This window comes from Alkanindiges illinoisensis (assembly GCF_004377485.1).
Taxonomy (GTDB): Bacteria; Pseudomonadota; Gammaproteobacteria; order Pseudomonadales; family Moraxellaceae; genus Alkanindiges; species Alkanindiges illinoisensis_A.
The window spans coordinates 24,217-37,197 of record NZ_SNTY01000067.1; the positions used below are offsets into that span (position 1 = coordinate 24,217).

Annotated in this window: 13 protein-coding genes; 3 read left to right on the forward strand and 10 right to left on the reverse strand. The window is 49.8% G+C overall.

Annotated features, from left to right (window positions below; genetic code table 11):
• Positions 1-49: 49 nt before the first annotated feature.
• The 6 genes from E2B99_RS12230 to E2B99_RS12255 form a co-directional block, all read right to left on the reverse strand.
• The gene (locus E2B99_RS12230) at positions 50-1,321 is read right to left on the reverse strand and encodes a replication-associated recombination protein A (RefSeq protein WP_430981481.1); all 1,272 of its coding nucleotides are present in this window, start codon (positions 1,319-1,321) and stop codon (positions 50-52) included.
• A gap of 135 nt (positions 1,322-1,456) precedes the next feature.
• Positions 1,457-1,780, reverse strand: coding sequence for a hypothetical protein (locus E2B99_RS12235; RefSeq protein ID WP_134245288.1), 324 nt, complete (start codon positions 1,778-1,780; stop codon positions 1,457-1,459).
• 201 nt (positions 1,781-1,981) lie between these two features.
• The gene (locus tag E2B99_RS12240; protein ID WP_134245290.1) at positions 1,982-2,431 is read right to left on the reverse strand and encodes a YcgN family cysteine cluster protein; all 450 of its coding nucleotides are present in this window, start codon (positions 2,429-2,431) and stop codon (positions 1,982-1,984) included.
• 78 nt (positions 2,432-2,509) lie between these two features.
• Positions 2,510-3,076 (reverse strand): L-threonylcarbamoyladenylate synthase, encoded by a 567-nt coding sequence (locus E2B99_RS12245; RefSeq protein WP_430981483.1) that lies wholly within the window; start codon positions 3,074-3,076, stop codon positions 2,510-2,512.
• Between the two features lie 170 nt (positions 3,077-3,246).
• Positions 3,247-4,485 carry a DNA-processing protein DprA gene (gene dprA / locus E2B99_RS12250; RefSeq protein WP_134245294.1) on the reverse strand — a complete coding sequence of 413 codons (1,239 nt, stop codon included), beginning with the start codon at positions 4,483-4,485 and terminating at the stop codon, positions 3,247-3,249.
• Between the two features lie 14 nt (positions 4,486-4,499).
• Positions 4,500-5,678, reverse strand: coding sequence for a LysM peptidoglycan-binding domain-containing protein (locus E2B99_RS12255; RefSeq protein WP_134245457.1), 1,179 nt, complete (start codon positions 5,676-5,678; stop codon positions 4,500-4,502).
• Positions 5,679-5,869: 191 nt separating this feature from the next.
• Here E2B99_RS12255 and def point away from each other — a divergent pair, with 191 nt between their 5' ends.
• The 3 genes from def to E2B99_RS12270 all read left to right on the forward strand — a co-directional run bounded on the left by def (position 5,870) and on the right by E2B99_RS12270 (position 8,687).
• Positions 5,870-6,400: a peptide deformylase gene (def, locus tag E2B99_RS12260; protein ID WP_134245296.1), complete on the forward strand. Its 531-nt coding sequence runs from the start codon at positions 5,870-5,872 to the stop codon at positions 6,398-6,400.
• 371 nt (positions 6,401-6,771) lie between these two features.
• The gene (locus E2B99_RS12265) at positions 6,772-8,211 is read left to right on the forward strand and encodes a PLP-dependent aminotransferase family protein (protein WP_134245298.1); all 1,440 of its coding nucleotides are present in this window, start codon (positions 6,772-6,774) and stop codon (positions 8,209-8,211) included.
• Between the two features lie 200 nt (positions 8,212-8,411).
• Positions 8,412-8,687, forward strand: coding sequence for a DUF7710 domain-containing protein (locus tag E2B99_RS12270; protein WP_134245300.1), 276 nt, complete (start codon positions 8,412-8,414; stop codon positions 8,685-8,687).
• A 163-nt stretch (positions 8,688-8,850) separates the two neighbouring features.
• On the opposite strand, the gene E2B99_RS12275 is transcribed toward E2B99_RS12270, so the two are convergent.
• From E2B99_RS12275 to E2B99_RS12290, 4 genes are all read right to left on the reverse strand, one after another.
• Entirely contained in the window at positions 8,851-10,026 is a 1,176-nt protein-coding gene (locus E2B99_RS12275; RefSeq protein WP_134245302.1) for a hydroxymethylglutaryl-CoA reductase, read from the reverse strand.
• 147 nt (positions 10,027-10,173) lie between these two features.
• A complete protein-coding gene (locus tag E2B99_RS15130) occupies positions 10,174-10,332 on the reverse strand; it encodes a DUF2474 family protein (protein ID WP_134245304.1) in 159 nt (52 codons plus the stop codon).
• Positions 10,333-10,355: 23 nt separating this feature from the next.
• Positions 10,356-11,360: a cytochrome d ubiquinol oxidase subunit II gene (cydB, locus tag E2B99_RS12285; protein ID WP_134245306.1), complete on the reverse strand. Its 1,005-nt coding sequence runs from the start codon at positions 11,358-11,360 to the stop codon at positions 10,356-10,358.
• A gap of 2 nt (positions 11,361-11,362) precedes the next feature.
• A complete protein-coding gene (locus tag E2B99_RS12290; RefSeq protein WP_134245308.1) occupies positions 11,363-12,871 on the reverse strand; it encodes a cytochrome ubiquinol oxidase subunit I in 1,509 nt (502 codons plus the stop codon).
• Between the last annotated feature and the right edge of the window lie 110 nt (positions 12,872-12,981).

Genomic DNA, 12,981 nt, shown 5'->3' on the forward strand with positions numbered 1-12,981 from the left:
CACGCCGTCCAGTAGGCAAGCCTTAATTTTTTAATCCATTGATTAAAAGCTATTTTTTGGTGGGTGTTGCACCCTGCCAGCGACTGTCCTGCAAGCGGGCAGTTTCCTGTTCACGCGCGTTTTGTGCCGGGTTATAAAACCGCTTGCCCTGCAATTCGGGCGGTAAATAGGTTTGCGCCACAAAATGATTGGGAAAATCATGCGCGTATTTATAACCCGCGCCATAACCCTGCTGTTTCATCATTTTGGTTGGGGCATTGCGCAAATGTAGCGGAACCGGTAAATGTGAGGTTTTTTCAGCGGCTGCCAGCGCGGCATCAATCGCCAGATAGGTGCTATTACTTTTGGCACTGGTGGCGAGATATACTGCGGTTTGCCCCAGAATAATCCGGCATTCGGGATAGCCAATCGCCTGCACCGCCCGGAAGCATTCACCCGCCAGCAACAGGGCATTCGGGTTGGCATTGCCAATGTCTTCACTGGCCAGAATCAGCATACGGCGTGCAATAAATACCGGATCTTCACCACCCTTAATCATGCGTGCCATCCAGTAGAGCGCAGCATCCGGGTCACTACCACGCATGGATTTAATAAACGCCGACACAATGTCATAGTGCTGCTCGCCACTTTTGTCATAGCGGGCAATATTTTGCTGGGCGCTGTTAATCACCAGATCATTGTCAATAATAATCGGTTCAATGGCTTGCGTGCTGATCACCAGTTCCAGCAGATTCAGCAGCTTACGCGCATCCCCGGCTGCCAGTTGCAGCAGGGCATCAGTTTGCTTTAGCTCAATATTTTTTTCTTTTAAAAACGCATCCTGTGTGAGTGCCCGCTGGATCACCTGCAATTGTTCTTCAACCGTTAGCGATTCCAGCACATAGACCTGACAGCGCGACAGCAAGGCACTGTTCACTTCAAACGACGGGTTTTCAGTAGTCGCGCCAATCAAGGTAATTTTGCCTTTTTCCACCGCCGCCAGCAGTGCATCCTGCTGCGACTTGTTAAAGCGGTGGATTTCATCAATAAACACCACAGGCGTGCTGAGTTCGCTGCCCTGACCAATTAGCTCGCGCAATTCCTTTACGCCCGTACTAATGGCCGACAGGCTAATAAATGGCCGGTCTACCGCTTCGGCCAGCAATAAAGCCAGCGTGGTTTTGCCCACCCCCGGCGGCCCCCAGAAAATCATGGACGGTAAATTGCCCTGATCAATCATCTTGCGCAAGGGCGCCTGTTCGCTCAGCAGGTGTTGCTGGCCGATCACTTCAGACAATTGGCGGGGGCGGATACGTTCGGGCAGGGGAATAGCTGGATTCATAATTGTCATTTGAATGAATTTATAGTCAATCATAACCAATTTTAAAGGGCTGTCAGTGATTGCCTGCTAGAAATGATGATGAGTTGCGTAGAGTTTAAGTATCTGGTTTTAAAAAGAACTAAAGGATACATGCCTTTAAGGGTGCTGAATCCGGTACAGTTTCACGGCAATCAGGGTAAGTGCCAGCCAGAACAAATAGGACACCGCAAAGCTGCTGGGTACAAACTCATCCAGATGAACAAACAAAACAACCAGGGGATTGATGGACACGCTACCCACTGGCGAGATGACTCCATCGACTAAAAATGGCATGGGAAACCCGGCAGCCACGACTGGGCAGCCTTGCTCACAGCCCATGATTTCGGGACGCACGACCTGAGCTTGTGCCGGAACCAGCAGGGACAAATAAGTCAGGATCAGTGCAACCAGCATCCAGCGGATAAATTTGATTTTTTTCATATTGGTGTTCATGCTAGAAACGCTAAAACAAGCTTAACTATTATCAGTACAGGCAGTGAAATCAAGCAGATCAATATATTCAAATTGTGTTTAATATAAACGTAGAACCAAAATATGAAATAGGGATATTAATCACGCCACTGGTGATTTTCTCAAGACTACCCTATTGAAGGTGATTTAATTGAAAACTACGACATGAATCTAGCGCACCCAGCGCACCACATATTCCTCAATGTCATCAGGGTCAATATCGTGCTCAGAAATACAGCGCCCAGCCGCAGACTTTTTGGCAGGAATATCTGATTGTGCCTTGCCGGTCATTAACGGATGCCAGTCCGGCAAGTCCAGCCCCAGTTGCACGCGCTTGTAGCCACATGTCTTGGGCAGCCAGTTGAGTTGTGGCACCAGTTCTGGGGTGAGTTGTAGGCAGTCCGGCACAAACTGCTTGCGGTTGGCGTAGTTGCTGCACTGCGCCGTTTTTGTATCCAGTAGCTGGCAAGCCACTTTGGTATAGACCACTTGTCCGCTGTCTTCATCTTCCAGCTTGACCAAGCAGCATAATCCACAGCCATCACACAGGGCTTCCCATTCGGCAGCGTTTAACTGCGCAAGCGAATAATGCTTCCAGAATTGCGGGCGAAGTAGGGACATGGCTGGTACTAAAAAACAAGTGGCAAGTTGAAGGCACAGTATAACATAGCCCTCATGCAGCCCGTTTAATCGTATGGGTCAAGCACGCAGCACTTGCCCGCTGACAATATCCCTGATTTTGCTGGGCGCAGTACTTTGACCCAGTGGCCCATCCAGTATCGCCAGTTGCTCACCAAAATAATTTACAATCTCTGTGCTGTTTTTGGCGGGTGGCAGTCCAGCCGGATTGGCACTGGTGGACACAATCGCCCCACCAAAGCCCTCACACAACTGGCGTACCAATGGATGCGTGGTCACCCGAATGGCCACCCGGTTATGGTGGCCGCTAATCCATGTAGGTACGGCATGCGTTAACGGCACTAGCCAGGTGCTGGCCTGCTCTTGTTCAGTAATATCCCAGGATTGCTGCATCTGGGCAATTTGCGCTGCACTCAAACCTGTCAGAAACGGTTCAACCTGTTTAAGGCTGGCCGCAATCAAAATCACACCTTTTTCGATAGGACGGTTTTTCAGCTGTAGAATTTGCTCAAAGGCTTGCTGGTTATAGGGATCACAGCCCAGCCCCCAGACGGCTTCAGTGGGATAAGCCAGCACCTGTCCACTGTGAAGGGTTTGAATCGCCTGCGAGAGATCAAGCTGCATGATACGTACCTTGCTTATTTTAATGGGAGCTATTTTAAATAAGTCTGGCTATAAAAGATAAGATGGTGCGTGCAGAATTTAAAGCGGTTTTCGTTGGTGTATCACCTTTTTATATAGAAGCGTGCAAAGACGCTCTACAGGCATTACTCAATATAAAACATTAGCTTAAAAATCTATTGACGGCAGCGTAGGTACAAACCGCCTTGCTGTACCGCAAAGCCCAGTAGCTCCAGTTCCATCAGATGACTGGTGAGCGTGGCCACATCAATCGCGATGCGGTCTACCAGATCGTCCAGACTGATGCCTACCCAGTCCAGTGTCTGATAAACCGGTTGTAAATGCGCTGAAACTTCTAGAGCAGGCGCTAAAGCAACTGAAGCAGGGTCAACTGAACCAGCGGATTTAGCTTTATGCTGTGCGGACGCCTGGCTGGCCACGGTATGAGCTTCGGGCGCAATAATTTGCTGGGGCAGGTTTTGCGCGTGCTGTTGCTCCTGCAGGTGCCAGCGACGTGGCAAGTCCAGTTCATCCACGATTTGTTGCGGGTCATCGACCAATAAGGCACCGTCCCGAATCAGCTGATGGCAGCCCCGGCTTTGTTCATTGTAAATATGGCCGGGCACTGCAAAGACCTGCCGATTTTGCTCCAGTGCATTTTGCGCCGTAATCAGCGAACCACTTTTTAGCGCGGCTTCCACCACCAGCACACCCAGTGATAGACCGCTCACAATGCGGTTACGGCGTGGAAAATGATATTCACGGGCTGCAGTGTTGGGCATAAATTCAGAAATCACTGCCCCGCCAGAGGCTATAATTTTCCAGTACAGGGGCTGATTGGCACTGGGATAGCACAGGTTGACGCCTGTTCCCATCACGGCAATGGTCTGGCCCTGACCAGCCTGCAAGGCACCCTGATGCGCACTGGCATCAATGCCATGCGCCAGACCACTGGTGAGCACAAAGCCCTGTTGTGCCAAAGCCTGTGCAAACTGGGCGGCAATCTGGTAACCACTCTGGCTGGGCTTACGGCTACCCACCATGGCAATTTGCGGCTGATTGAGCGCATGAATACTGCCGCGTACAAACAAAAACGGGGGCGGGTCAGGAATATGCTTGAGTTGCTTGGGATAATGCAGATCATTTAGCGCAATGACATGATCCTGCGCATGATCAAGACTTTTAATCGCCTGTTCAAACTGGCTGGCCAGCGCCGGGTTTTGCTGCCAGTCCTGCAGTTTCTTGGCATGGGCATGATGTAGCCGCAAGGATTGCCACGCGGTGGTAGAAGCCCGCAAGGCTTGATCAGCGCTGCCAAAATGTGCCATAAGCGCCGTAAAGGCGCTTACAGAATGCTGAACCACAAACCACAGGGCCAGCTCATCAACCAGTCGTTGCGACCAGTGAATAGCCATATAAAGACCCTGAATTAAAGCTGGTCGTTAATATCGCCCAATGGAGAGCGAATTTCGTCTTCCACCTTAATCGGCAGATCACTTTCCAGCACAATGGCATAACTGACGCGATTAAATGTACGGAAAATCATGGCCATGCCGATGCGCTCGCTGGGGAGCTGAACTTTCTCACCGGTTTTGGGGTCAGTGGTCACCTGGCCACGCTGATAGATGGCAAATACTTGTCCCGGTACTGCACCATCAGCCGTCCCCCGGTCAAGTGCAACCACACTGTTTTTGGCCGCAGAGCTAATGGAATCCAGAATGCGAATGACTTTACCGCCACTGGCCACCTGATCCGGCTGGGTGGGATAGAATGCATTGGGCAGCGGAGTGGTGTCCTCAAGCATGACACGGTCGCCCTTGCGCACTTCACCATCAAAACTACGGGTTAGTTCAATGGTGGCAATATCCCCGTTTAAGGCCGTAATGGTGCCGGAAGCCACCTGACGCAGTTCACGTCCCAGGTTATCAACCACTTTGTTACGAACGGTCACCAGATAATCAGCGCCCTCGCGGTACACGCCATATTGCTGGCCAATGACCAGGCCCTGACCACGAACATAAACCGACTGGCCAACAGCAGCAATCACCCGGTTATCGCGATTCCCCAGAATATAAGGCGTACCTTCAATATCTTCCACATTCACCACACGGCTGTGCCTGAGCCATTGCTGGATGCTGGACAGGGGAATGACAGGAATGGCCAGATCCAGCGGTAATATGCGAATACGCGGGTCAAGCCTGACACTGCCATTCATGCGGCGTTCAATTCCGGCACAGCCATCGCCTTCATCACGGCCCACCACAGTACGGCCATTAATCAGACAGATCAGCAGACGGTCACCCGGATAAATCCAGTGCGGATTTTTGACATGGCGGTTCACGGCCCAGATTTCCGGCCAGCGCCATGGCTTGCTTAAATAACGGCCAGCAATATCCCACAGGGTATCGCCTTTTTTAACAATATAAACACTGGGAGCATCGACACGCAGGCTGGGTGGTGTGCGATTGGGTGAATCAGCAAAAGCAAAATTCGGGATTGCAAAGGCAACACCAACGGCCAAGGAAAGCGCCAGTAATCTACTTGTGATTTTGCCAGTAGTTTTGGCAATGTGATGCTGAGTGGCAGCAGGTTGTTGTGATGTTTTCATGTGCTTGTTAGAGGCCATATTCATGAACAATACTGTTCTCATTATGATAATCCCTAATACTGAGCGATGTACTTTGCGCTATACTATCATACTGTAAGCATAGCCCAATGAAGCGCTCCCCCCGTGACTGGTTTACAATAAGCGTTTATTGAAGCGAAGTCCAGCCGCTTTAACCTGAGAATGAGTACTGCATGGCACTTTTACCAATTTTAAATTTTCCGGATCCACGTTTGCGCACCAAGGCCAAACAGGTTGAAGTGGTTGACGACCAGATCCGCACACTGGCTGCCGACATGCTGGAAACCATGTATGCGGCGCCGGGCATTGGACTGGCTGCTTCACAGGTAGACCGTCATATCCAGCTGATTGTGATGGACCTGTCGGAAGAAAAAAACCAGCCGATGGTATTTATTAATCCCAGGATTACCCCGCTGACCGAAGACACCCAGCCGTATGAAGAAGGCTGTCTGTCGGTGCCGCAGATTTTTGACAAGGTTGAACGTCCGGCCCGGGTGAAAATTGAGGCGCTGGATCTGGACGGCAAGACTTTTACACTGGAAGCTGATGGCTTGCTGGCGGTATGTATTCAGCATGAAATGGATCATCTGGATGGCAAGTTGTTTGTGGATTATCTGTCGCCCTTAAAACGCCAGCGTATCCGTGAAAAAATTGCCAAGGCTGAACGCATCCGTGAAAAAGAAAGAGTAAAGGTGCGTCGCTAGCACTTTTTCCGGTTTAAGTAATATTTAAAACAAGCGCTGCTGTATAGATAGGTTTATAGGGCAGCGCTTTTTAATGCATAAATTTTCATTTTTATAACTCCAATAAAATCACCTGTAATCTGTTTTTATTAGCTTAGTGCATTATTCTAACTACTAGACTTTTTTCATAAGTTGTACCAACTCGCCTTCGGCAGGCTCAGGCAGCGTTGGTTGAGCTTGTCGAAACCAGACTTATGCAAGAGATCTACTGTTAAATCAACTTATTAAGCACCAATTAAGCTCTGCCATATAGCCGCTTGCGGTAAAATGCTATATTGCCTGTAGCCATAACCAAGGCTAGCCTATTCACGCACTGCATCAGAAGCCATGCTATGAAAAAGAAACGCTATGAAAAACTGGCTGATGACATTGCCGAATTAATTCATATAGGCGTACTTCAGGCGGGTGAGCGCGCACCTTCCATACGCAGTGCCTGTGCTTCATGGGATGTCAGCCCGGCTACGGTGTTTAAAGCATATTATTTGCTGGAAAGCCGGGGCTTGATTCAGGCACGGGCAAAGTCCGGCTATTATGTGCTGCCCCAATCTAAAGCCACAGTGTTTACCTCTAATGCAGTGACCACGCCATCCGAAAAAAGCGCTGTGGCTATGAATACCCCAACCATTGTGCAAGTCAGTGATCTGGTATTTTCACTACTGGAATCTGTGCGTGACCGCAGGATTGTGCCACTGGGTTCAGCCTTTCCAGACCCGGCGCTATTTCCGGTACAACGGCTGGCCAAGTCGGCTGCGCATGTCTTGCGCTTTGTGCAGCCAGAAACGCTGGTGACAGATATGCCGCTTGGGGTGCTGGAGTTGCGCCGGCAAATTGCCCAGCGTTATGCACTGGCGGATGTATTGCTTTCGCCAGATGAGGTCATGATTACGACCGGAGCGATGGAAGCATTAAATTTATGTTTGCAAGCCGTGACCAGACCCGGTGATTATGTGGCGATTGAATCCCCAGCATTTTATGCCAGCTTGCAGGTGCTGGAACGCTTGCAGCTTAAAGCAGTAGAAATTCCGGTGGGTGCGCAAGGCATGGATATTGATTTGCTGCAACAGGCACTGGCGCAATATCCGGTCAAAGCCTGCTGGTTGATGAGCAGCTTTCAAAATCCTACAGGTGCCAGCCTGAGTGATGTCAAAAAACAACAACTGGTTGAGTTGCTTACCGCGCAGCACATTCCTTTAATTGAAGATGATGTCTATCACGAATTGTATTTTGGCAATGTTGCGCCCAGGCCTGCCAAACATTTTGACCATGACGGCTGGGTGATGCATTGTTCGTCATTTTCCAAATGTCTGGCGCCGGGTTATCGGGTGGGCTGGGTGAGTGCCGGGCGCTTTAGCCAGCAGGTGCAGCGCCTAAAACTGATGACCACCATTTCGCCATCTATTCCGGCGCAGGCCGCACTGGCGGATTATTTGCAGCATGGCGGTTATGATCGCCATTTGCGCAAGTTGCGCCAGCATTTACAGCAGCAGTATCAGGCCATGGTTCAGGCGATTCAGCGTCATTTTCCAGCAGATACGCAAATTTCTGCACCAGACGGTGGCTATTTTTTATGGCTAACCTTAAATCCGGCGATTAATAGCTTAAGCCTGTTTCAGCAGGCATTGGCAGCGGGAATCAGCATTGCGCCGGGGCCAATGTTTTCAGCCAGCCAGCAGTTTGCCAATTGTATAAGGTTAAATTATGGTGCAGTAAAGCTTGAAGAGATTGAGCCTGCGATTCAACGGTTAGCAGGGTTAATTAATGCTGCGGAATAATAGTTTGAAACTGGATTTTTAAAATGACTACGGATACTGGAAATTAGAGGCTAACAATTAGAATTGGCGATGTAATTGTAAAGTGCTATCCAGTGCAATGAACTTTACGGAGTTTGATCGCATTTAGTAAATGAAGATCGTTTTCAAATTACCTGTAATATTAAAAAGATTGCTAGAAAGCTTGATTTTGGAAAGTATGAATGTATGAAGATATCTGGGTTTTTATGGCACCTGGAGCAACATTTGCTTCAGGGACTTTTAAAGAACTTAAAATCGCTGAAGAATGGATAGAAAGACATAAATTAACAGGTGTTTTGACTAAATACCCTGTGAACGTAGGAGTTTATGATTGGGCCATTGAGATGGGTAAATTTAGGCCAAAACCTAAAAAAGAAATTGACTCAAAATTTATAGGGCAATTTACAACGGCTTTGATGAGCCATCATCATTATGAAGATGGTATTTGTGTGGGATAACATTTTCTATCAGCTTAATTATAGAGGTAATTAGTGGAAAAACCTAAGCCAAGTGATAAAATTTATGGCAATGAAGCATGAGTCAAAAAATCACTTACCTCGACCCATGCCTAAAATGCTCCTTATTATCTGATACTCAGCTTAACGCCAATTGATACCAAATTTACTTCCGATTCCGTCCATACGCATCATGGCTTGATACCCATTCATTCGACACAATCGCTGAAGCCAGTGAAAGCTCACCACATAGCACGGTGGCAGCAATAATTTCTGCCAGCTTATATGCCTTGCCAGCGCCATAGCAATCCATGGCTTGCAGGCATTCGCGCTGGGTGGGCAGGCCGGTACCACCACCATAAGTCGCCACAATCAGGGATGGAATGGTGACTGACATATAATAATCGCCATTGTCCTTGAGTTCGGTATAAACAAAACCGGCACTGGATTCGGCCACATTGGCAATATCCTGCCCACAGGCTAGAAACACTGCCGCCACGCCGTTGGCAAAGTGCGCGCCATTACTGACTGAACCACACATGAATGCACCCAGATTGGACAGGCCACGCTGATGCATTAAATCCTCAGCGGTACAGTGCATGATTGGCTGAAACAGTTCGGCTGGAATGGTGATTTCCGCCACCACGCGCTTGCCACGACTGTGCAGGTTGTTTACTGCCGAGTGTTTTTTGTCAGTATCAAAGTTGGCTGCCAGCGTAAAGTGCTCTAAACCGGGTGGTTGCTGCGCCAGAATCCACTGGCAGGCCGCGTGGGTGGCTTTGGATACCATGTTTTGCCCGGCAGCATCGCCTGTGGTCATGTTAAAGCGCAACCAGCGCATCTTGCTGGCGGCATATTGTTCAATGTCGCGCAGCTTGCCGCTGCGAGTAGTGGTTTCGGCAGCGGCTTTGATCTCTGAAAAATGGGCATCGACCCACTGACCAAAATCGCGGGCGGCACGGGCATCCTTAAATACAAATACGGGCGCACGCTGCATGGCATTGTCAATTACGGTGGTGGTAATGCCACCCGCTGCACGGGTCAGGCTCATGCCACGGCTATAACTGGCCACCAGTGTGCCTTCAGTGGTGGCCATTGGCACATAAAACTCGCCTTGCGCATGTTCGCCATGCACCAGTAATGGCCCGGCAAAACCCATTGGCACCTGCACAATGCCGCTAAAGCCTTCAATATTGCCGGGTAGGGCTTCGGGTGGAATAGAGTATTGTCCGGTGTGATGCAACGCATGGCCGCTGTTATTTTCAACCACAGTACGGCGTGCGGCAGCCATGTCATGCGTGTAATCATTGCTTTTATTGCGTGGCAGTTTTTCCAGCGCCATGTGGTTATCCTTAATTTTTAATCAGTGGCTCAATGCATAAACCCGGTTATAAGCCATGTACCCTGCACAGGCAAGCGGCTTTTAACGTAAAATCAGTAAGGCCCCAGTCGTCATAAAGTTGCGATGTTTGCTGGGGCCTTTTAATGTTTACTGATAGGCAAACTGGGCAAAGAAGCGGAATGCCCCGGCAATTGCACCCATGGCCAGCACGCCCAGCACCCACAAGCCTACAAACCATAACAGTTGACGTGCTTTGCCCTGTGCCGGAGCAGGCTTGCTTTCAGGGACTTGCTTACCTGGATTCATGGCATACTCCTCATTATGTTAAGTTAATGATAGCCTTCGCTGCCCACATGGATTTTGCCGCGAAATACCCAATACGACAGCGCGGTATAGGCCAGAATAATCGGAATTAAAATTGCTGCGCCTACCAGTGTAAACGCCTGACTGCTACGCGGTGCCGCGGCATCCCAGATGGTAATGTGGGGTGGAATAATCATTGGCCACAAACTAATGATAAAACCGCTAAACGCAATGAAAAACATGAGCAGGGCGTAAATAAATGGTCTGGCCTGCTGCTGTTTCTGGCAGGCACGCCAGATCGCATAGGTACACCACAGCACTAAAATAGGCACAGGCAGGAAGTAAAAAAACTGCGGCATGCTAAACCAGCGTTCGGCAATGGTGGGATTGTTGAGTGGTGTCCACAGGCTGACAATGCCAAAAATCACCAATAACGCCAGTCCCAGCTTGGGCATCAGGCGGTACATTTCCTGTTGCAAGTCATGACTGGTTTTCAGGATCAGCCAGCCACAGCCCAGTGCTGCATACGCCACCAGCACGCCAATTCCGGTAAACACAGAAAACGGGCTTAGCCAGTCAAACGCGCCGCCAGCAAAACGCTGGTCAACAATGGTAATGCCCTGAATGTAAGCACCCAGGATGATGCCTTGCAGCATGGCAGTGGCAATGGAACCGCCAATAAAGGCCATGTCCCACAAATGCTTGGTGCGGTTGGCCTTAAAGCGGATTTCAAAGGCAACACCACGGAAAATCAGCGCCACCACCATTAAAATAATGGGCAGGTATAGCGCTGACAGCACCGCTGAATACACCAGTGGAAATGCAGCAAACAAGCCCGCACCGCCCAGCACCATCCAGGTTTCATTGCCATCCCAGACCGGAGCTACGGTGTTCATCATGACATCGCGTTCCGGCTGCTGGGGAAAAAACGGAAACAGGATGCCAATGCCCAGATCAAAGCCATCCATCACCACATACATCAGCACGCCAAAGGCAATAATGCCAGCCCAGACCAGTGATAAATCCAGCATGATTAGCGCTCCTCATCTGATGGCAGTTTGCGGGGGTCAGTGTTGTCGGTAGTGTTGTTAGCACCTGTTGAGGCGTCAGGTGCTGAGGGACGCGGGGAGGGATTGTCAACTGGTGCCTCATCGGCAGCAGTTACCGGACGCATCGGGGTTTTAAACTGACCAGGGCCGCCGGTTTGCTGATCCTGTGCCAGTGGCTGCGGCCCTTGGTTGAGCAGTTTTAGCATGTAATAAATACCCACGCCAAATACCACACAATACACCACCACAAAAATAATCAGGGTCAGGCCCACTTGCTCGGCACTCACCGGCGATAGCGCATCCCTGGTTCGCAACACGCCATATACTACCCATGGCTGGCGACCCACTTCGGTGGTAATCCAGCCTGCCAGCAGACTTACAAAACCGCTGCCGCCCATCAAAAAGGCAAACCGATGGAAATTCCGGCTGTCATACAGGCGATTTTTGAGGCGTAAATACAGGCTAATAAACCCGAGCAAAATCATCAGCAGGCCAACACCCACCATGATCCGGAAACTCCAGAACACAATCAGGCTGTTGGGGCGATCTTCGGGGGCAAATTCTTTTAAACCTTTGATTTCGCCTTCTAAGGAGTGTGCCAGCAGCAAACTGCCCAGATAAGGCACACCGATGGCATATCTGGTTTCTTCTGCCTGCATATCTGGAATGCCAAACAGCAGCAATTCCATCGGTTCATGCTTGTTGGTTTCCCAATGCCCTTCAATGGCAGCCAGTTTGGCCGGTTGGTGTTCAAGGGTATTTAAGCCATGCTGGTCACCAATGATGGCCTGCAACGGGGCAAGCACTGCAATTAGCCACAGCGCCATGGAAAAGGTTTTTTTAATCAGGGCATCACGGCGGCCCTTAAGCAAATGCCAGCCACCCGCACCAGCCACCAGTAAGGCAGCAACCAGAAAAGCTGCTACCACCATGTGCGCGAGACGGTAGGGGAAGGACGGGTTAAAAATAATCGCCATCCAGTCCACCGGGACAATGCGGCCACCTTCGATGGCAAAACCCTGCGGTGTTTGCATCCAGCTGTTACTGGACAAAATCCAGAAGGTGGAAATACAGGTGCCTACCGCCACCATCAGCGTGGCAAAAAAGTGCAGCTTTGGCCCCACCTTGTTCCAGCCAAACAGCATGATGCCCAGAAAACCGGCTTCCAGAAAAAAGGCGGTCATCACTTCATAGGTCAGCAAAGGGCCAGTGACTGCCCCGGCAAAGCGGGAAAACTCGCTCCAGTTGGTGCCAAACTGGTAACTCATTACCACCCCGGACACCACGCCCATGCCAAATGCCACGGCAAAAATCTTGATCCAGAAAAAATACAGATCACGATAGACAGGATTTTTGGTTCTCAGCCACGAGGCTTCTAGCACGGCCAGAAAACTGGCCAGTCCAATGGAAATGGCCGGAAAGATAATATGAAAGGATACGGTAAAGGCAAACTGTATCCGCGCCAGCTCAAGCGCCGTTAGGCCTAAAGTCATGCTGCCTCCGCAATGCTAAAGATCAATTCATCAAGACCAGGATATAAAAATCAAAAATACAGATTGAAATAAAAATTACAGTATTTGTATTTCAATCCATACCGCACACT